This is a genomic window from Bacillus solitudinis (assembly GCF_002797395.1).
In the GTDB taxonomy this organism is placed as follows: domain Bacteria; phylum Bacillota; class Bacilli; order Bacillales; family Bacillaceae_D; genus Halalkalibacter_A; species Halalkalibacter_A solitudinis.
The window spans coordinates 1,223,768-1,245,638 of record NZ_KZ454943.1 but is presented as its reverse complement, the minus strand read 5'-3'; the positions used below and the strand labels follow the sequence as shown (position 1 = coordinate 1,245,638).

Here is a 21,871-nt window from a genome sequence, read left to right as displayed (position 1 = left end):
GGGAGGGGAATCATATGGCGAAGAGAGCTAGTTTAGCAAATAAAAGTTTATCAGAAAAATTATTTGAAATGGCAAACTTCTCATTTATGGTTATCGTTGTAATTATTACCTTATATCCGTTTTTAAATGTACTAGCTATTTCGTTAAATGAATCGACGGATACGGTTCGTGGTGGAATCTATGTATGGCCACGCGAATGGACATTAGCGAATTATGAGGTCATTCTTAAATACGAAAACCTTCTTACAGGGTTTGTGAACTCCGTGTTAAGAACCATCATCGGTACCGTACTAGGTGTTTTTGTATGTTCGATGGTCGCGTATACGTTAAGCAGACAGGATTTTCAGGCAAAGAAATTTGTGTCAACGGTCATTGTTCTAACAATGTTTTTCTCAGGAGGGTTAATCCCAACGTATATGTTGATGCGTGATTTACAGCTAATTAATACTTTTGCAATTTACATTTTACCGTTACTCGTTAGTGCATGGAATATCATTATCATTCGTTCGTTTATGGATGGACTACCTTTTGCTTTACAAGAATCAGCTAAAATGGATGGTGCGAATGACTTTATCATCTACTGGAAAATCATCATGCCAATTTGTCAACCAGTGCTAGCGACGATTGCCCTATTTGTTGCTGTTATGCAATGGAATATGTGGTTTGATACGTATATTTATAATAGTGGGAACCCGGCATTAACGACTTTACAATATGAGTTAATGAAAATATTACAAAGTACATCTACTAGCACAGGAGCTGAAGCGGTTCGTGGACAAGGAGCAGACTTAATAAATCGCGTATCTCCTGAATCGGTAAGAATGGCGATAACGATTGTTACGGTCGTTCCAATTCTAATTGTTTACCCATTTTTACAAAAGTATTTTGTAAAAGGAATGACATTAGGAGCAGTAAAATAACCAAATATTCACAGTCCTGTTGCTATAACAAAGAATATTACAAATTAAAAGGGGGATATAAATGATGAAAAAGCCTATTAAAAAAATGTTCAGATTTTTATTACTTATTAATTTACTTTATGTACTTGCAGCATGTACTGGTTCGAATGAAGATGTTGTGGTAGAAGAAGATTCTAATGATGCAAACGAGGAAGCATCAATGGAACCAATAACATTCTCTTTGTTTGCTGCTGATAATAACCCAAGCTGGGATGGAATGAATAGTCCGGTTGGTCAAAAAATTCTAGAAGAAACAGGTGTGACGATAGAGGCTGACTTTGCTATCGGTGACCCAAAGGAAAGAATTGCGTTATTTGCAGCAAGTGGGAGTTACCCTGATTTGATTCTCCCAAAAGGAGATGGCGATTTATTAGTCGATGCAGGAGCGATGCTTGATTTAACAGATTTAATTGAAGAACATGGGCCAAATATAAAAAAGGTATATGGTGATTATTTAAAACGAATGAGATGGAGCGAGAATGATGAGTCGATTTACTTTTTAGGAACAGCACCAGTCGATGATGAGTATTGGGATGCTGGTAACGGCTTTTGGTTACAGCATGCTGTAGTAGAGGAACTTGGATACCCTGAAATTAGAACAGTAACAGACTTCGAAAATGCTATCAGAGAATATTATGAAAAACATCCAGAAATAGATGGACAGCCGACAATTCCATTATCTTTACTTGCAGATGATTGGAGAATGCTAATCTCTGTTACAAATCCAGCGGTTTTTTCAACAGGAGGATCGGATGATGGTGAATGGTTCATTGACTCTGAAACCGAAGAGGCCGTATTTCATTATAGACGTCCAGAAGAACGGGAGTATTTTAAATGGTTAAATCATATGAATGCTGAAGGGCTTCTTGACCCAGAAAGCTTTGTTCAGCAGTATGATCAATACATTTCAAAAATTTCGTCTGGACGTGTATTAGGATTGATTGATGCTGAGTGGCAAATTAGCGATGGGCAAAGAGCACTTCGTGAAGATGGAAAACACGAAAGAATGCATGGAACGTATCCTGTTACGTTATCAGAGGAATTTAAACACGCCAACTTCCAAGATGCAGGCTATCTTGCTGGATGGGGAATTGGGATTAGCGTAGACAATCCAGATCCTGTTCGGGCGATTAAGTTCCTAGACTGGATGGCATCAGAGGAAGCACAAATTTTAAACAATTGGGGAATAGAAGGCGAACATTACACAATTGATGAAGACGGGAATCGTTTCATTTCTCCTGAAGAGCGTGAGGCACGTTTAAGTGATAACGAATTTAATCGTCGCACGGGAATCGATGTTTTCACAGCCTTTGGGCCACATTTTGGAAATGGTGTATTAGATTCGACGGGACAGCCATTTACAGTGAACACACCAGAGCAATTAATCGAAAATTATACGGCAAAGGAAAAAGAAGTACTCGAAAACTACGGGGTTGAAAGATGGGGTGAACTGTATCCTCAAGCAGATGAATTTCCAGTTAAGCCATGGGGTGCAGGCTGGCAAATTAACTGGGACTCTGGTTCAGATATTGCGTTAACCTTCCAACGTGGCCAGGATATCATGTTCCAACGAGTGCCAGAAGCCATTTTAGCAGATCCCGAAGAGTTTGATAATGTTTGGGATAAATTTATGGAAGACTTAGATAAAATCGGTGTAGAAGAGATGGAGAATGAATATAACGAACTTCTTCAGCAAAAGATTCGACTTTGGAATGATTAAGTAGATAGATAAATAGTCATTGTCCCAAGGAGTATATGAAATCTTTGGGGCAATGACCAAGCTAAAAGTATAGGAGTTGATTTCGTGTCAAATACAACCAAGTTCCCATTTCTAGAGGTCGAACTCTCATTAAAAGAACGCGTACAAGATCTTGTTTCAAGATTTACACTAGAAGAAAAAGTTCAATTGATGATGCAGTATCAACCTGAAGTGGATAGATTAGGGGTTGCCCCTTATAAGCACGGGACAGAAGCAGCTCATGGGATTGCTTGGCTAGGAGAAGCAACGGTCTTTCCACAAAATATCGGTTTATCGAATACGTGGAATCCCAAATTAATGAAGGAAATTGGCGATGTCATTGGTGATGAAGCGCGCGTGTATTACCAAAAGGCTCCAGCTGTAAATGGTTTAACCCTATGGGCTCCAACTGTAGATATGGAAAGGGACCCGAGATGGGGGAGAACTGAGGAGTCATACGGCGAAGATCCGCATCTAACAGGAGAACTGACAAAAGCATTTGTGCAAGGAATGCAAGGAGAGGATCCTTTTTATTTAAAAACAGTCGCAACGTTAAAGCATTTTCTAGGAAATAACAATGAAGTTAATCGTGGTGAGTGCTCTGCAAGTATCGACCCAAGGAACATGTTTGAATACTATTTAAAAGCATTTGAGCCAGCATTTGTTGAGGGAAAAGCAAAATCGATGATGACAGCCTATAACTCTATTAACGGAACACCGGCACTTTTACATCCTTATGTTAATGAAATCGTGAAAGAGAAATGGAAAATGGATGGATTTATAGTTAGTGACGCTGGCGATGTGTTAGGAATTGTTAACGATCATAAGTATGTCGATACACATGTAGAGGCATTAGCTGAATCGATTAAATGTGGAATTGATAGTATTACCGATGACGCAGAGGTGAGCTGTCAAGCCATTCATGCTGCATTGGATCAAGGGATTTTAAAAGAAGAAGATTTAGACAAAGCACTTCAACGCACATTTGGTGTTCGCTTTCGTCTTGGAGAATTTGACCCAGATGATCGAAATCCATACGCAAATGTACCCGAGTCAAAACTATGTGCTAAGGAACATGCTAAGCTTTCTTATCGTGCGGCACTGGAACAGGTTGTGTTATTAAAAAATGATGGGCTTCTTCCATTGAAAAAAGAGAAACTCAATAACGTTGCCGTGTTAGGACCACTAGCAAATGATGTTCATGTTGATTGGTATAGTGGGACCCCACCTTACAAAATAAACCCGTTTGAAGCCATAAAAGAAACACTGGAGAAGAATAAAGCATGTTTAAATAGAGGAAATGATTTTATAAAACTCCGTGATGTTGTAAGTGGTCTTTATGTTGAAATTGATGCCGATACCCAGCAGCTTATCTTAACTGAAGATGGAGAAAAGGCAGAATCGTTTGAGCGAACTGATTGGGGTTGGGAACAACATACGTTAAAATCCGTTACTACTGGAAAGTTTGTAACGGAAGACCAGTACTTAGTTGCAACGGCCGAAGAAGCGCGTGGATGGTTTGTAAAAGAAGCCTTTTCATTTGTGAAACAAGAAAATGGCACGGCAAAATTGAGAACCTGGGACAATCAATTCGTAAGCATCTCTGAAAATGGAGTATTAACGGTGACAGAACAGACGAGTCAAACGTTTGAAGTGATTGTAACCGAGGACGGACTGACAGAAGCGGTAAAGGCTGCAGAAGAGGCTGATGTCGCATTCGTTTTCGTTGGCAATAGCCCTTTTATTAATGGAAAAGAATGTATAGATCGTGAGGATATAACATTACCTCCACAACAGGAACTATTAATTAGAGAAGTGTATAAAGCAAATCCAAAAACCGTTGTCGTGGTTGTTGGTAGTTATCCGTTTGCAATTAATTGGGCCGACAACCATGTACCCGCAATTGTTTACTCCTCCCATGCTGGACAAGAGCTTGGACATGCAGTCGCTAATGTACTCTTCGGTGAGTATAATCCAGCTGGTCGTCTAAGTATGACGTGGTATCGCTCTTCCGCATCTCTTCCTAATCTGATGGATTACGACATTATTAAAGGAAAACGAACGTATCAATATTTTGATGGGAAGGTACTTTATCCATTTGGTCATGGGTTAAGTTATACGACGTTTACGTATAGTGACTTAAAATTAAATCAAGAACCAGTTGAATCCGCGATTGATGTTACGATAACAATTGAAAATAGTGGGGACTATACAGGTGACGAAGTGGTTCAACTGTATGTTCGAAAAATGAAATCTCGTATTAAGCGTCCATTAAAGACACTAAGAGGGTTTAAACGTATTTCTCTGAAGCCTTATGAGCGGAAACAAGTTACCTTGCGTGTCTCTGTAATGGATCTAGCTATTTGGGATGTAACACAAGACCAGTATTGTATAGAATCCGGCAGTTACAATTTTATGATTGGTCGGTCTTCAGATGATATTGTAGCAAGCCAAGAGGTTCAAATTGAGGGGGAGGTTATTCCACCTCGAAAGCTAGATGAATTTGTTCCGGCCATAAATTATGACGAGTATGAAAATGTCTTCATAGAGGAATGGAGCGAGGGTGGTTATTGTGTTCGTACAAAACCAACAGGTGGATCAATTTCCTTCCATAACGTTGACTTTAAACGCAAGAAAACGAAGCATCAATTGGTGATTACAGTGTTTTCTCACACAAATTCAAAAATAGACGTTCGAATCAATGGGTCTGCGGGCAAGCTTCTCGGTTCTGCAGGTGTTAATAAAAGTGAAGAAAGTAAAATGTTGTTTGTTGATATCGGTGAACTTTCGGGTGAGCAAAATATTTTGATTAGCATCGATGGAGAGGTGAGTGTCCACTCGCTTAAGGTACAAAAAACCTGAGATGTCTAAACGTTTCTTTAATTTTGTTTTTGCCAAAACTGAAACTGAAGGTGAAGTGGGAGCATGTTACACAGGTAGAATCAAGTAAAAATCATATACGGGAGTGATTCTTTGATTTGATGTTTACTCGTAGACAATAGATAAAACAAAAACAATTTCTGAGGATCTGCGAATTCCTGCTTCTTTAAACGGGACGGAATTAGCAACAGTTAAGGCTATCGTTGATTCCTCTGGTACACCAGTACTTGAAGAGCAATGGAACTGGACATTGTATACAAACTACCGAGATGATTTTTACTCAAGTAACGGCTAATTTTATTTGACGAGTGAGTTTTTAGAATATGTAGAAGAGGATTCGACAGTAACGTTTGAATTTTTTCCACTTGGAGTCGAAGTTGAGGTCAGATTAAAAGTTGTAGAATAAAAGGAGGAGGGTGTCTCGAAGTTCAATGAGACACCCTATTTCATTTGGAAAAGTCTTGTATCGGTCCTGCTAGTATATTAGAGGTATGCTTTATTAATCTTCAAAAGCCATAATTCGCTTCACTCCCTTCCTAAACCATAATCGTCCCACCATCAATCCGTTTAAAACCGCGAACCTTTGATAGCTCTTCCACAAGCTTTAATGCAGCTTTATCTTTTGATTTGGCCTCGATCATAATATCTGCAGATTGTCCAAAAGATTTGAGAGTATTAATGAAGGGGAGAGCAAAATCCAAATCAACGTATTCCGCATGGGCTCTAAAAACAGTTGCTGATCGCGGGGAGGAAAGGTGGAACTTGGGCGTCTTATTTGTTTCCTGCCACGTTGCATACAGTCTAGGTAGTAAGTCTGCGAATTCTTCGTTACCAGGGTTTGCCAAGTGATGATGATAATCAAATACGAATGGTAATGAATGTTGCTCACAAACCTGTAGTGTTTCCTCTGCCGTATAGGTTTTATCGTCGTTCTCAAGTGTCGTTTGTTTCCTGATGCTAGGATTAAGTTTGTTGAAGTTATGGTCGAATCTAGAGATAGCAGCTTCTTTATCTCCGTATGCCCCACCGATGTGAATATTTATTGTAGCATCCCCGTGCACTTCCATCGCTCTAAGCATATTGTAATGATAGATCATGTCGGTGATAGAGTTTTCTGTCACGGGCTCTTTTGGACTAGTAAATAACGTGAATTGACTAGGGTGGAAGCTAACACGCATGGCGGAATTTTTAATTAAATCGCCGATTTCTTTAAAAAGGTGCCCAAATGGAGTTAAATAATCCCATCTTACCTCTGGATGTGTAGCAAGCGGGACGAGAGACGATGACATTCGGTAAAGGTGGAAGCCATGGGCGATATTGTAATGAAGGGCGCGAATCGTATTTCTTAAATTTTGCTCTGTGGCAGCATATAGCTTTTCGTTACAAGTATTTTCGTCAAGTTTTTTCCAATTGGTAAATGTTAAGGTTCGTGAAGGGGAGGCTTCCCACAGCGAAAGCGCTGTTGAGACGTAACCGAATCTGAGGATCATTGTTTCATTCCACCTTGTAAGTTGTGATAGATATTATTTAGTGTGGACGAACTATAGAACTTCATACGACCCAAAAGGCAATCCGAAAGCTATATGTGTTAGTGGATTTACATAAGTAATTCTGTTACAAAACTAGGAATGCCATATTTGCAAGGGTCCACTCCCACTAGAAAGTTATTATTTATAGAGTTAATAACGACAACATTTCAGCAGGATGATATAGCTTTGTTGCTATACGGAAGCAGAACTTTGTGTCACCTTTTTCTTGGCAGCGACGTTACATAAACAAAGAAATAGAAAGGAGATTACATCATGAACCAGCGAATCATGTGGCTTACAGGGAGAGGAATTCTTGTTCTAATACTAGTCGTAATTGGCCTTTTTCGATTTACTCCTGCCATTAACGTTGAAGGAGGAGAAGTGCTAGCTGGTCATTCCTTTCCAGTACAGTTCTCCGCAGCGCTAAACCCTGACACGGTTACCTCGGAAACAGTCTATGTCACGGATAGCAAGGGGGAACGCGTTCTAGCAGGAGTGGAACTATCTTCTAACGGCAAAACGCTTAGAGTGACAGTCGAAAAAGGGGAATGGCAAGCTGACGAAAAAAAATACACGCTTCATCTTGCTAATGACGTTCGTTCGGCTTATGGCCTTCCTCTTCGTGGCGAGCAGCGCTTTTCTTTTTCAGTGCAGGAGGAATTGCCTCGTTTTACTACTGATGAAGAGCTTCGTACTTATATAGAAAAAGTGGCCTCATCTAATAATAAGGGTAGCAGAGAGATGAGCGCCACTGAGGAGGCAGCGGACTTTTCAACAGCGAGTGGTATGGCGAACGGACATTCTCAGACGAACAATCAGGTTTCAGGCGTCTTTGAGTCAGATATTGTACAAACCGACGGTGAATTTATCTACCAAGCGACTGAGGAAGGGATCAAGATTAGCAATATTAAAAATCCATCAAAGATAATCGTTGAATCAACCATTGCGTTTGAAAAGAATTTTTATGCCTCCGATCTTTTTTTAGCTGGTGATATGATTGTTGTAATTGGGAACGAGTGGCAAGATCCAGGGCATATCAGAACTAATGAGATAAGTATGATGCCAACGATGGGCACCATGACGATTGCCCGTGTTTATGACGTAACCGATCGCAAGAATCCGAAACTCTTTGGAGAAACAGGTATGGAAGGAAACCTTGTCAGTTCCCGTATGGTAGACGGGCATCTTTATTATATCACCACCTACAATCCGATGATTCGACCGATGACGAAAGAGGAAGTAAGCGTACGACCACTGGCGTATGATGGTGCCAATTACAAACAGGTGTCACTTGATGATATTGCCCGTATACCAAACAGTAATGATAGCTCCTATACGGTCATTACAGCAGTGGACGTGAATCAGGCAACGGTGGCTGCGAGTGTAGAAGCATATGTTGGAGCTGGAGGGCAGATGTATATGTCAAAAAATCATCTGTATCTCGCAGCTAACGTCTATAAAGGATCAAGTGAAGAGACAAGTACTGACATCTACAAGTTTGCTTTAAATGGCATGGAAGTTCCGTTTGTCGCCTCGGCCAGCGTAACTGGAACGGTGTTGAATCAATTTTCCATGGATGAGCACGAAGAGAATTTTCGCATAGCTACGACGGAGGGGCAGGCATGGGGTGATCTCCGCAATTCGAAAAACCATGTGTTTATTTTAGATGGCCAATTAAACGAAATTGGTCACATTGGAGATTTGGCACCGGAAGAACGTATTTATTCGGCACGTTTTATGGACAACATGATTTATATGGTGACATTTCGGGAAATGGATCCGTTGTTTGTTATAGATGCAACAGACCCAACGAATCCTGAAGTGCTCGGCGAATTGAAGATTCCAGGAGTAAGCACATACCTACACCCGATAGATGAGAATCATCTCATCGGATTCGGTATGGAAACAAAGCTCGTTAAGCCGGAGAAACAGGGAACTGAACCGATCGTACGGCAGGCGGGGATGAAGATTTCGGTTTTTGATGTAACAGATTTCCATAATCCGAAAGAGAAATTTGTAGAAGTAATCGGGGGCGAAGGGACTTATTCGGAGTTGATGCACAACCATAAGGCTTTGACGGTTCACCCAGAAAATCCGGTGTATGCGTTTCCGATTCACTTGTATAATACAAAAGCCTCGTCTCGAGGAGAGGATTGGACATTTGATGGGCAGGGGGCAATGGTGTATAAGATTACTCCTGAAGGCATTGAACAACTTGCGCGTCTCGTTAATGAAAGTGAAGGACAGTTGTATGAAAGCTACGAGCAGACCGTACAGCGAAGCGTATATGCAAACGGCTTTCTGTTTACGCTTTTGCCGGGCGGCGTAAGAGCATATGATGAAGAGACGTACAAAATAGTTGGGGAGGTTACCTACTGAGTAAAGAACTTAGCTCAAAGTTAGAAGTAATATCGCACTTTAGAAGAAACACGATTTGATTATTATAGCCAAGAGGACCCTCGGTCCTCTTGGCTATTTCACTTCATAAGAAGTCTTTTCCTGCACTTTGCCATCCTTCGTATGGACAACCAAATGCGTTTCTTTGTTTTTCGCGATGGTTCGTGCTCGGGCAATCGCGTCTTCTTTTTTTTCAAACACGTGAGATGGCTGTTTTGAATCTTCGGCTTGCACGGCCCAGCCGTCCTTATGTGCGAGAACATGCTCGCCTTTGTCCATCAGCTCTGGCCGGTTGCTACTATCTTTGTTATGCGATTTCAATTCTTTATTGCTCTTTTGCACAATCTGATTAATTTCTTTTTCATCCGCATTTTTATACCATTCCTTTGCCTGCTTTGTTGCAATTGGAATCGCACGGCTATCATCGTACCCTTCCTCGACCATCGCATTGGCAATATCAATGGCTTTTTTTCGAACAGCGGTATCCAAATTTTTTAAGGAACTTGGATAATCGTTTGTGTCCCACGGCACGGGCGCCACCTCCAACGTTATGATGATTCTTGTTTTCCCCGTATCAAAAAAAATAAACATGCTAAGATAGAATGACTAGTTGCTGTTAGTCAGACATATGAAAAACTTTGGTGCACAATCGGTGTAAAGGATTAGTGGCTTGTTATCTCTCTTTTTAGCTGTGTTTTTTGGTTTTTAATCTGATTACTATGCTTTAATAAGACCACGCCTATACAAATACACCCAATGGCTACTAGCAATCCATGGGCTACTCGAAGAGATTGCTCACCGAAGAATTGCGGGGCATATAACGTCATCCCGAAAGCGAAAGGAATGCCAATCCATTTCGGGTATTTACCCGACCGCCAGATTGCAATAGCCACTAGAATCGAGGCAATGGCTAATAGAAGCAGGCCAAAAAGGAACATAACAAGACCTGGACCAGAACGAACGATCTCTGCAAGTTAACTAGTGTAGCCGCCTGTTGCTTTACCGCCTCTTGCCCTATGGCATGTAGACCATAAGTCTCCCCACCGTAAAATGGTAATGTTAAACCTGTTCCTATCAAACACAAGATGACCGCCCAATATGTTAATGAATTGACGTGTGTTTCTTCCATGGAATGATGAAGCCCTCGTAAACCAAGCTGTAATAACGTGAAGGATACCATGGCTAGCATATGTGCGCCTTGCCATTCAGTGGAGGCAAAAGCTATTGCCCATTGCAAGGATGTTTCATCGGAAAAGGGACGAATAGCTGGATAAAGTAAAAATAGGATTCCAGAAACCACAAGTAGTACAGCATTAAAACGGATACGAATTGGATTGGTGAGTTTTGGCATTAGTTTTTCCTCCTTGGTTTGAAGATTTATAGGGTTTTTAGTAGACTTTCTGTTCATGCACTATATTCAACCTGGAAATTCATACTACTTCTAAATTATTCAAATTAAGTTAATAAGAGGTTTGTTAACAAAATTACAAGTTAGTGGTTATTAATCATGACTGAGCCACTATCGTTAAAGAGTAACTTACTAATAAAAACTCCTAAAAGCATTAAAACTATAGGTAGTCTGTGAGTTTTCGAACATGTTCGTAGTTGATGTGCATGCTATGTTACAATGAATCTACTGAATATAGCCTACAGTATTCACAAAAAAGGATGATGTTCATGACAAGAAAATTACAGGTCCCGACCATAGATATCGACGAAGCACTTAAAGGGAATATCCTATTTATAGATGTACGATCCCCTAAAGAATTTGAGGAATTTCATATTCCATCATCCATTAATATCCCTTTGTTTAATAATGAAGAACGTGTGGATATAGGCACCACTTATCATCAAATGGGGCCAGAAGAAGCTAAAGATCGTGGGGTTAAAATACTATCAGAGAAGCTTCCAGAGTTGCATGCAGCCTTTAAAGAACTACATCAAAATAATGAAAATACGGAGCTGATTATTTATTGCTGGCGAGGTGGGATGAGAAGTTATAGTGTGGCCTCCGTTATGGCAATGCTAGGCTTACCCGTGGTCCAATTAAATGGTGGAATTCGCTCATTTAGACAAGTAATTACTAGCTCCTTCAAAGCAGGTACACACGATGAAAAAGACTTTATCGTCCTAGAAGGTCTAACTGGTACAAGAAAAACAGATATTTTATTAGAACTGCAAAAAGAAGGCTACCCGGTAATCGATATTGAAGGCTTAGCCAACCATCGTGGCTCTGTGTTTGGCGGAATTGGACTAGTTCCAATTAGCCAAAAAGAATTTGAATCCCGTTTGTGGTCAAGACTTGAACAGTTAAAAGATTCATCATACGTTATTATTGAAGCTGAAAGTAAGCGTATAGGAAATTTGATATTGCCTGATTTTATGTTAAAAGGAAAAGAACGTGCTTACAGTATTTTTCTAGAAGCTCCCATTGATTTTCGTGTTAAAACAATTTGCGATACTTACTCGTTCGAAGCATTCCATGATGAGTTTCGTGAAGCCTTATTTATAATTAAAAAACGTTTGTCATCAGAGATGTTCTCAAACATTCTTACTTCTTTTGAGAAAAAAGATTATCCGGGTTTTGTATCATACTTACTTACGGAATACTACGATCCCAGATATAAACATGCCTTCAAAGAAACTAAAAATAATGCAATTCTCTATATAACCACTTTACCCCAAGGGTATGATGCTGTAAAACAAAGCATATCCAAAATCCTAGAAAAGAATACCGCAACTCATTTGTATGTTTAGGCCCTTGGACTAATACTGATAAAATTTTAGAATAATATATGGCAAAAGGTAAAAGTAATAGAAATTTACAAAAAGCAGGGTACTCTTGAATATAAAAAATGCATTTTATCTAAAATAATAGGCACCTTATTACATAAGGTGGTTATTTACATGGATAGAGGAAAAGAGTATTCCTTTTTGTATAGTAGTACCATAATCGCGTTATTTCTTTTACCTTTTGCTATTGTGAAACGTGATTTAAAAGACTGGGTCATCATTTACCTGTAGTCCCTGATGTTAAGTTAGACTCACATGGCGGGACACAAGGGATTGCTCAAGATATCGCGAAAGATGCACTAGATGCCTATTTTGACATGAAAACAATTCGAAATGGTCCAAAAAAAGTAGAAGAAAAAGATTCTTAAAATAGTAAGGAATGATGAAAATAAAACCAGTAAGATACGATTGTTGTGTCTTACTGGTTTTTTTATCAGGGAGTAGAACCATTGTGGTAACGTGTTCGCGCGGGAAGTATTGGGGCATAGTGGGAACGTGAAAATTACTGGAAAAGGGTGTGTGAATATGAAAATTCATGCAGGAGGAAAGTTAGAAATAAACGGAGTTATTCGTGGCGGAGAAAGTATATGGAAGGTGGGGAGCGGAGATCAATGAGGCGGGTGCTGATATCGGAACACCTACTGTTCTCTCGGTGAAATAATGTGGATTTATCCATTCCTTAAACAAATAACCTTTAATTTGTTTTTATATGTGTGGCCTCTTCTACTTTGGTGTTCATTATCCAGAAAATAGTGCATTAAGTTAAGCGCTTACAAAATTACTATAGAAATGAGTTAGAAATAATGTAAGATAAAATAACTGATCGACAATGGAGAAAATGAAAGGGGGCTATAAACTTAGTTTAGAAATGTTTCTTTGGATTCAATCCACATTGCACAATTACTAAATAACACCCAAAAAAATTTTGAAATGAAAAGAAAACGTTTACATTATTGACGTAAAGTGTGTAACTTGAGGGAAATTTATAATAACAAAGGAAAGCGTCCAAAATGCACTAAAAAAACGACAACAAATTGAAATTCGACAGAAAAGAAAACTAATCACTAAAAATGGAGGTTTTGTAGAGTGAAGAGTTTTAAAAGCCTGGTAGCAATGATACTCACAGGAACAATGCTTTTAACTAGCGCATCGTTTTTACCGAATACTTCAATTGCAACAAGTAAAGGGGAGATGATACAAAGAGTAACAACTGATAAAGCTATGTATGACCCAGGAGACACTATTGAGATTCGTATTAACCTAAAAAATACAACGGGAAGTGACTTTACTGGGACTGTTGAGATTAACGCCAAACACATTGAAAGTCAGATTGGTTCAACGATTGAAAAGTCATTTGCTTTAACAAATAATGAAGATGACAGAATTGTAGCAAACTGGGAAGCTCCTTCAACAGATTTTAAAGGGTATTTAATTGAAGTAGATATCAGAGATTCATCTAATAATCTTATAGATTCTAACACAGTAGGTGTTGATGTTTCGTCATCATGGACAAAGTTCCCCCGTTATGGTTATGTATGGGATTTTACAGAGGATGTTGATGCTGCCAAAAGAATTGAAAAACTAAAGGATTACCATATCAACGCCCTGCAATATTATGATTGGAAATATCGTCATCATAAGCCAGTAGCTGATAACTTGGAAGTTTGGGACGACTGGTCGGGTAGAAAGATTTATGGGGATTCAGTTACCAGTTATATTTCTGAAGCTCACGACGTAAACATGGTCAACATGGCTTATAATATGGCGTATGCTGCAGTCTCAGGATACGAAGAGGATGGTGTTAAGCAAGACTGGGCTTTATATTATTCTGAAAACAACGATAACGGAGAAGGTCATTTTCAATTTAAAATGTCAGATTCAACTCCAACAGGGATTACCCATTTATACTTCTTCGATATGAGCAACAAGGAGTGGCAAGATTATATCTTTGCTGAGTCAAATAAAGTGTTTGATGCTTTTGAATTTGATGGTTGGCACTCTGATACGGTTGGTGAATGGGGCGAGATGCAAACGGCTGATGGGAAAACGCTCTATGTGAAAGACACATACACTGAATTCCTGAACGCAGCTAAGGAAGCAATAGGAGATAAATACCTGGTTTTTAATCCAGTTGGAGCACAAGGGATTGAAAAGGTTAATATAAGTGATGTAGACGTGTTGTACTCAGAAATCTGGCCATGGGATAGAGACATTGATGGAGAACTATATGAATCTTACTACTCTTTAAAGAAAGAAATTGAGAGATCAAGAGAGGAAAGCGGTGGAAAATCATTAGTCATCCCTGCTTATATGAGTTATGATTACGGCGAGAAAAACCCGGGTAGTCCTTTTAATACAGCATCTGTTCTTTTAACGGGTGCATCTGTATATGCAGCAGGTGGATCTCGTATGGAGCTTGGCGATAATGGGAATATGTTAAGCAACGAATATTTCCCAGCTCAACACTTATATATGGATGAAGAATTAAAACAACGTATAGCTAAACAATATGACTTTATTGTTGCGTACCAAAACTTACTTCGAGATGGGCAAATAGAAACACAGAACCGCATTGAAGTACTAGACTTTGAAAATACCCCTTATGGCGATCCAAATACAATCTGGACATATGGTAAAAAAGATAGTGAGTATGAGACCATCCAGATGATCAACTTATTGGGAGTAAGTCAAAATGACTGGAGAGCAAACGATGGTCAAAAGGAAACCCCAGACAAAATATCTAACTTTGAAGTGAAATATTATCATTCAGATGAAGTGAACTCTGTATGGATGGCTTCACCAGATGAACATGATGGACGTTCCAAAGAACTAGCTTTCACAAAGGGCCGTGATGATTACGGTAATTATGTGAAAATTACCGTTCCGTCTTTAGAATACTGGAACATGATTTATATGAGCGGGGACAAATCTGATCAAGGAAAAGATCCGAGGGTTGAATTAACACAATTGATGGATACTTATATCAAAAATGGTGATTTGAAAGGTCCTTTGGTTAAGCAACTTACCAATAAACTTAAACAATCAGATCAAAATTTAGAGAAAGGTTCAAATGATCAAGCTATTAAATTCTTAGAAGGTTATTTATCTCATTTAACTCATAAATCAAATGATCGAAACGTCAAGCCTGAGGCAAGGGATAGCCTAAATGAGATCGTTGAAAGGCTTATCAACTATATGAGCAATGATGAATCTAATGAGGAAGAAGAATTTACTTTGCCAGCTGAAATCATAAACGGTGGTTTTGAAAGAGGAGACCTAAGAGGTTGGAATATATCAGGTGCAAATGTTGGCGTCGACGGTAGCGATGTCTATAGCGGTGAATATAAGGCTTACTTTTGGGGTGATAATTCCTATGAACAAAAAATAGAGCAAGACCTTACACGTATAGAAAACGGCACTTACACTGTCACTGCTATGGTGAAGCAAAATACGGGTACTCCTACGGTAAGCAGAATGGAGCTATCAGGTTTCGGTGGTGACACGCTTTATAGTGACATTCTACATGGTAATGAGTACGTAAAGATCAGCGGAACTGTTGAGGTTGCAAATGGAGAGCTGAATATCGCGTTCTATCAAGCTACTGATGATTTTGCTAACTTACAAATTGACGATGTTGAAATAGTTAAAAATAAAACATTTTCAATTAATTAAATATAAGAAAAGTCATGATCCGATAGAGGGTTATGACTTTTCTTATATTTAGGAGCATGTAAATATTTTTAAAAGGTGTCTTATTCTACTGTTTTATAATGATATGAAACACCATTGGATAAATATGGTAAAACAAGATTAATTAATCGGAATATAAGACACCATATTCATAATGTGAGCGGTTTCATGTAGATAGTTTCCGGTAGATAATAAACATGTACTTAAATACAAGGGGGATGAAAAAATGAAAAAAGTAAAAGTATCTTTATTCATATCAATGTTGGTCTTACTTGTTGTTGTAAGCGCTGCATGTTCATCGAATGATGATGCATCAAGTAATGGTGATGGATCAAAAGTAGTAATAGACTACTGGCACACATATGGAGAGCAAGAAGAAAAAATATTAGTAGAACAAATTAAACCAGCATTTGAAGAGGAATATCCGGAAATGGAACTTAAGCTTACTAGGCAACCAGTAGAGGGGTTAAAGCAACAGATTGTTGCTGGAGTAGCTGGGAATGCTTCTCCTGATTTAATGAGGATGGACCTTGCGTGGGTGCCTGAATTTGCCGAACTTAATGCATTAGCAAATGTTAGTGAGCTTGATGGTTTTACTGAAGTAAAAGAACAATTATTTGAAGTACCGATGGCTACAAATTTTTACAACGATGGTTATTATGGATTACCAATTAACACCAATACAAAAATAGCTATTTATAATAAAGCATTGTTGGAGAAAGCTGGTTATAGTGAGGCTCCTGCAACAATGGAAGAACTCGAAGATGCTGCTCGGAAGGCTGTTGAAGCAGGAGCAAAGGGTGGAATTTCAATTGGTGCCATTGATGGTACTTGGCCTTTTCTACCATACTTTGGGAGTTTAGGTGGAACGTTAACCAACGCGGATTATTCTCAATTTGAAGGGTATTTGAACAGCGATGAAAGTGTAAAAGCCTTAGAAACAATCGTTCGTTGGCAAGAAGAAGGTTTAGTTAGCCCAACTCTTACGGGTGGAGAACCTGGAACGTGGGAGGGGCTTGAACGTGACGAATATTTAATGATCGATGATGGACCTTGGTTTTTCAGTATTTTAATGAATGAAAAAGGAAAACCTAATCCATTAGATTATGCGGTCTGGGCCAATATCCCAGAAGGGGATGGTGGAAGCCGTTCCGTGATAGGTGGAGAGAACCTTGTAATTTTTGAGAACGCAAAAAATAAAGAAGCAGCTTGGACGTTTGCAAAATGGATGACGAGTGAAGAGCCACAAGCAATTATGGCCAGAGAAACAGGACTTATTCCATCCAATATGGCAGCTGCAGAAGATCCAGAATTTTTAGAGTTACCATTTGTTCAGCAGTATGTTGAGCAACTAAATACAGCTATACCGCGTACACCATTAGCAGAATGGGCCGAGGTTGAGGCCGTTATCACTTTAAATGTTGAAAAAGTAATCCGTGGAGAAATGGAACCTAAAGAGGCATTGGATGATGCGGCAAGAAAAGCCGATGTGATAATCGATAATTAAAATTTTAAAGAGTGACTTATAAAGGGTCATACCCCGGCTGATTACGCAAAGGATTATGGCGAGGGGACATTTGTCCCCCCTTTCCTACTAAAATTTTAGTAAAAGAGGTGAAGAATATTGAGTTATTCAACTGCTCGAAATGCTCGAAATACACGTTTTCTCCAAATGAAACAAAAAGGGCCGAAGAAAATAAAAGAACGAACGAGCATCAAAAAAGGGCTAAAACAGTGGAGAGAAGTTTTTCCGTTTTTGATTTTAGGGTTAATTGGTACAGGAGTCTTCGTGATTTACCCGTTATTTAAAGGGGTCGTGATGAGCCTTCAAGATTATAGTATTATGCCAGGTGCCGATAGCCCATGGGTTGGATTTGAAAATTACTTGAAGGCATTTCAAGACGAAAAATTTGGTTATGCGGTTAGAAATACGTTCTTAAATACTGTGGTAACCGTTCCTATCAATTGGTTTTTAGGAATATTTTTCGCAGTACTCATTAATTTACAGTTTATTAAATATAAAATTACGTTTAGGACGTTATATTATTTACCGATTATTACTTCTTGGATCGTGGTGGCTTTTTTATTCCGCTATTTATTTGCAGATGGTGAGAGTGGGTTAATTAACTATGTGCTATATACACAATTAGGAATTATTAATCAACCAATCGGATGGTTACAAAATCAATGGTCCGCAATGTTTGTCATATGGGCATTCCACATTTGGAAAACGGTAGGCTGGACAGTAGTGATTTACTTGGCAGCACTACAAAATATTCCGAAATCATTATATGAAGCTGCGACAATAGATGGAGCAAATGGTATAAAATTATTTCGATATATTACGATCCCGATGCTTGCTCCTATAACCATTTTCATTATGATTCAATTAGTCATGGGCGCATTTAATATCTTTCCGCAAGTATACTTTATTACTGGCGGTGGACCGATGAATCAAACAGAAGTTTTACAAAGTATGATTTATACGGAAGCTTTTGAAAATCTTAACTTTGGTTATTCATCCGCACTAGGGGTCATGATGGGTATCACTATCTTCATATTAACGTGGAGTCAGCAGAAGAAGATTGGAAAACAGAAGTTTTATTAAAAGATTGGTGAGGAGGGATAACATTGAATAAGAAAAAAAATTTATTTTGGAAAATTGTTGTTTATACGATATTAATTCTCGGGGTCATTGCGTTTGTGTTCCCATTTATTTATATGATATTAACGACTTTTTTAAAGGGTGCTTATTCACTGCCGCGGCCAAATGAAGTATTCGCCGCACGTCCGAATTTTGACAATTATGTTGAAGTGTGGACCGGCTATCAGTTTTATCGTTACTTTTTAAACAGTTTACTCATAGCAGGTGTCGCGATGGCAGTAGGTCTTTTTTTAGGAGCTTTGACTGCGTATGCATTTGTGCGCTTTGAATTTCCTTTCAAAGAGTTCCTGTTTAGAACCTTTTTATTTACGATGATGATCCCACTTGTCTTAGCCATAGTTCCCCAATTTACGGTAATTAATAGTCTCGGATTGGTCAACACGTATCTAGGATTATGGTTGATTTATATCGGTGGAGGTATTGTTGGTTCAACCTTCTTCCTGCGCGGATTCTTCGAGACAATCCCAAAAGATTTAGAAGAATCAATCCTTATCGATGGGGGAGGTAATTGGCGTATTTTTCGGCATATTTACTTACCACTCTCCAAGCCGGCTCTAGGTACGATGGCAATTTTCTCATTCTCAGGGACATGGGATGAATATTTCGTGGCTTTAACGATTATTAAGGATGAAGCTATGCGAACATTACCAATCGCCTTAATGATGTTCCAAGGACAACATGCAAGTAACTGGTCGTTAGTGTTTGCAGCGTCAATTATTGCAATTCTTCCGGTTATTGTAATTTATATTATCTTCCAAAAGAAATTTGTTCAACCTGGTGGAAGTGAGGGAGCTGTTAAAGGTTAATAGAAAGCTATATTTGTAACCTTTAGACAGATGCACGCTTCAATGTGATGACGGATCGTTGCAGAGCAGCATCCTGATCCTGATTAAAGTACTATACGCATACTTCTTTGGTTCAACAGTTGAGTTAAAGTATAGAACTATGGCTATGATTGCGTACAAGTAGTAACTTGCTAGAACATAATGAGAAAGTTATGATGATACCAAGAAGTCGTGTGAATAAAGAGGATTAAATGATGACCAATAAAAACTTGATTAAAAATCGATTCGCTACAAAAGTTGTCTTTGTGATTCTAATTGTGAGTTTGATCCCTACTCTATTTAATAATGTTTTCTTTTATGTATCCTCATCAAACATTATAAAAGAAAATGTAAGAGAAACTTCATTGCAAATTGCCCGACAAGCAGCTGATTCTCTGTCTTATGTTTTGACAACAGGTAGTGATGTGTCAGATTTCATCTATAGCAACGAGAGGCTCCAGACAATTGTTAAACAGGATCTAGATGCAGAACTTCCGGTTAATGAGCGCCAGAAAAATAATGAAGCTATGGGTTCATTATTAAACGAAAGTATATATTCAAGCTCTATAGTAGGCATGATTTATGTTCTAAAGGAAGAAGGAACAAGTTGGGGGAGTGGTAATTTTTCATCGTTTAAATACTCTCAATATAATTTGCAGGAACTAGATTGGTTAAATGAAACAATTGAACTAGATGGTGATTTATTTTGGCAGGGACTTCAATATGATCAGTTTAGTGGTGCAGGTGACCATACCGAATTGGTTTTACCGATTAGTCGGGTATTGAAGGACTTTAATAATTTAGAGAATATAGCTTACATTCAAGTTTTTCTTGATGGGAATGCAGTACTTGAAAAAATTAATCAGATTACTTTAGGAAAAACAGGACGTTTTTTTGTTGTTGACCAACAAGGAAAAATCATGATTGATACAGATTTCGAGAAGGTCAACCAATTAATTTCAAATCAAGAGTTGTATCATCACACTATAAATAGAAATGAAATAGAGTTTGAGTTTGAAAAAGATGGACTTAAATATTATGGAGTAAAACAACCTATTTCAAACGGATGGACAATAGTAGGAATCGTCCCAATTCAAGAAATTACCGGACAATTACTAACGATTCAAACCATTGTAATCCTATCATCTATCGGTTTTGGCATCTTAGCAATTATGATTGGTATCTTTTTCGCTAACCATGTGACTAATCCAATCAAAGTGCTTACAAGACAGATGAAACTTGTAGGAGAAGGGAACTTCAATGTTAGAACTAGTGTACAGGCATCCGATGAAGTTGGAGTAATGAGCAGGGAGTTTAATCGGATGCTTGAAAAGGTTGAGTTTTTAATTGACCAAGTGAAAATAGAACAAGTTCAAAAAAAAGAAGCAGAATTACGTGCGGTAAAACACCGGATAAATCCACACTTTTTATTTAATACACTAAGTACAATTCGTTGGTTAGTTAAATTCAAACAGGTTGACCGGGCAAATACAGCTTTGTCTGCACTAACTAGGTTACTTGAAGCGAATATGGGCAAAAAAGGAACGTTTGTTACACTACAAGAAGAATTAAACATTATAGAAAAGTTTATTGAGATCATGCAAATTCGTTATGAACAAACCTTTCATTTGCAATTAGATATTGACCTTGAAGTGAATGACTTTCAAATTCCTCAAATGCTTCTTCAGCCTATTGTTGAAAACGCTATTTTTCATGGAATTGTACCAACTGATAGAGAAGGTATAATTAAAATATCTGGACGGAAGATGGACGATGGAGTAGAAATAGTTATTCATGATAATGGTAGAGGAATGGAAAAGGAAAGATTAAGCCAGGTTCAACAAGCGGCATTCACACCTAATACGTCTGTTGGAATAGGTTTGCTTCATGTATTTGAGTCAGTCAACCTTTATTTTGAAAGTGATTCTACTGTAAAAGTCGAAAGTAGCACTAGTGGAACAATCGTTGAGCTTATCGTGAAACCGAAAAAACTGAGGTGAGGATCATGTATAACATCATAATCGTTGATGATGAGCCAGTCATCCGTTCTGGTTTAAAGGCTTCTGTAGAATGGGATAAAGAGGGATTATCTCTTCTAGGGGATTTTTCTAATGGGGAAGAGGCCTTTAGTATAATGAAGGAAAATCATGTGGACATTTTAATTACCGATATTAAAATGCCGATAATGGATGGCCTGACTCTCATGAAAAAAGCATTGAATCTCTACCCGAAATTAATAGTCATCTTAATTAGTAGTTATAATGAGTTTGCATATGTCAAAGAGGGTATAAAATACGGAGCAATTGATTACGTTTTAAAGCCTACATTAGAACAAGAAGAATTTTTACAATTAATTCAAAAATGCGTAAAAAGATTAGATGAAGAACAAAGTATTA

At 38.5% G+C, this 21,871-nt stretch carries 14 protein-coding genes; 11 read left to right on the top strand and 3 right to left on the bottom strand.

Annotated elements, in window-relative coordinates:
* The first annotated feature begins 14 nt into the window (after positions 1-14).
* From CEF19_RS06070 to CEF19_RS06060, 3 genes are all read left to right on the top strand, one after another.
* Positions 15-920, top strand: a complete 906-nt coding sequence (locus CEF19_RS06070; RefSeq protein ID WP_100405257.1) for a carbohydrate ABC transporter permease — start codon at positions 15-17, stop codon at positions 918-920.
* 64 nt (positions 921-984) lie between these two features.
* On the top strand, positions 985-2,679 hold the full coding sequence (locus tag CEF19_RS06065; protein WP_100408227.1) for an ABC transporter substrate-binding protein: 1,695 nt from the start codon (positions 985-987) through the stop codon (positions 2,677-2,679).
* 84 nt (positions 2,680-2,763) lie between these two features.
* Positions 2,764-5,559, top strand: a complete 2,796-nt coding sequence (locus CEF19_RS06060; RefSeq protein WP_100405256.1) for a glycoside hydrolase family 3 protein — start codon at positions 2,764-2,766, stop codon at positions 5,557-5,559.
* Between the two features lie 554 nt (positions 5,560-6,113).
* Here the strand turns inward: CEF19_RS06060 and uvsE are convergent.
* Positions 6,114-7,067: a UV DNA damage repair endonuclease UvsE gene (uvsE, locus tag CEF19_RS06055; protein ID WP_100405255.1), complete on the bottom strand. Its 954-nt coding sequence runs from the start codon at positions 7,065-7,067 to the stop codon at positions 6,114-6,116.
* Between the two features lie 312 nt (positions 7,068-7,379).
* Between uvsE and CEF19_RS06050 the strand changes: the two genes are divergently transcribed.
* Entirely contained in the window at positions 7,380-9,485 is a 2,106-nt protein-coding gene (locus CEF19_RS06050) for a beta-propeller domain-containing protein (protein WP_100405254.1), read from the top strand.
* A gap of 93 nt (positions 9,486-9,578) precedes the next feature.
* Here CEF19_RS06050 and CEF19_RS06045 read toward each other — a convergent pair whose 3' ends face one another.
* A complete protein-coding gene (locus CEF19_RS06045; RefSeq protein WP_100405253.1) occupies positions 9,579-10,034 on the bottom strand; it encodes a DUF2188 domain-containing protein in 456 nt (151 codons plus the stop codon).
* 379 nt (positions 10,035-10,413) lie between these two features.
* Complete coding sequence (locus tag CEF19_RS06040) at positions 10,414-10,854, bottom strand: hypothetical protein (protein ID WP_100405252.1); 441 nt, start codon at positions 10,852-10,854, stop codon at positions 10,414-10,416.
* Between the two features lie 326 nt (positions 10,855-11,180).
* Between CEF19_RS06040 and mnmH the strand changes: the two genes are divergently transcribed.
* The 7 genes from mnmH to CEF19_RS23455 form a co-directional block, all read left to right on the top strand.
* Positions 11,181-12,260 (top strand): tRNA 2-selenouridine(34) synthase MnmH, encoded by a 1,080-nt coding sequence (gene mnmH / locus CEF19_RS06035; RefSeq protein ID WP_157800891.1) that lies wholly within the window; start codon positions 11,181-11,183, stop codon positions 12,258-12,260.
* 1,122 nt (positions 12,261-13,382) lie between these two features.
* Entirely contained in the window at positions 13,383-15,968 is a 2,586-nt protein-coding gene (locus tag CEF19_RS06030) for a glycoside hydrolase family 66 protein (RefSeq protein WP_227521928.1), read from the top strand.
* Between the two features lie 244 nt (positions 15,969-16,212).
* Complete coding sequence (locus tag CEF19_RS06025) at positions 16,213-17,493, top strand: extracellular solute-binding protein (RefSeq protein ID WP_100405250.1); 1,281 nt, start codon at positions 16,213-16,215, stop codon at positions 17,491-17,493.
* Positions 17,494-17,610: 117 nt separating this feature from the next.
* A complete protein-coding gene (locus tag CEF19_RS06020; protein WP_198510250.1) occupies positions 17,611-18,594 on the top strand; it encodes a carbohydrate ABC transporter permease in 984 nt (327 codons plus the stop codon).
* Between the two features lie 23 nt (positions 18,595-18,617).
* Complete coding sequence (locus tag CEF19_RS06015; RefSeq protein ID WP_227521927.1) at positions 18,618-19,457, top strand: carbohydrate ABC transporter permease; 840 nt, start codon at positions 18,618-18,620, stop codon at positions 19,455-19,457.
* A gap of 230 nt (positions 19,458-19,687) precedes the next feature.
* Positions 19,688-21,475, top strand: a complete 1,788-nt coding sequence (locus CEF19_RS06010) for a sensor histidine kinase (RefSeq protein WP_100405249.1) — start codon at positions 19,688-19,690, stop codon at positions 21,473-21,475.
* A gap of 5 nt (positions 21,476-21,480) precedes the next feature.
* The coding region (locus CEF19_RS23455) for a response regulator (RefSeq protein WP_198510249.1) at positions 21,481-21,871 on the top strand (391 nt) is incomplete at its 3' end.

What these genes read in the sequence shown, in the direction of transcription:
- CEF19_RS06065 (WP_100408227.1), top strand. Translation starts at nt 985, where the DNA reads ATGAAAAAGCCTATTAAAAAAATGTTCAGATTTTTATTACTTATTAAT.
- CEF19_RS06040 (WP_100405252.1), bottom strand. Translation starts at nt 10,854, where the DNA reads ATGCCAAAACTCACCAATCCAATTCGTATCCGTTTTAATGCTGTACTA.
- CEF19_RS06010 (WP_100405249.1), top strand. Translation starts at nt 19,688, where the DNA reads ATGATGACCAATAAAAACTTGATTAAAAATCGATTCGCTACAAAAGTT.
- uvsE (WP_100405255.1), bottom strand. Translation starts at nt 7,067, where the DNA reads ATGATCCTCAGATTCGGTTACGTCTCAACAGCGCTTTCGCTGTGGGAA.
- CEF19_RS06025 (WP_100405250.1), top strand. Translation starts at nt 16,213, where the DNA reads ATGAAAAAAGTAAAAGTATCTTTATTCATATCAATGTTGGTCTTACTT.
- CEF19_RS06050 (WP_100405254.1), top strand. Translation starts at nt 7,380, where the DNA reads ATGAACCAGCGAATCATGTGGCTTACAGGGAGAGGAATTCTTGTTCTA.
- CEF19_RS06070 (WP_100405257.1), top strand. Translation starts at nt 15, where the DNA reads ATGGCGAAGAGAGCTAGTTTAGCAAATAAAAGTTTATCAGAAAAATTA.
- mnmH (WP_157800891.1), top strand. Translation starts at nt 11,181, where the DNA reads ATGACAAGAAAATTACAGGTCCCGACCATAGATATCGACGAAGCACTT.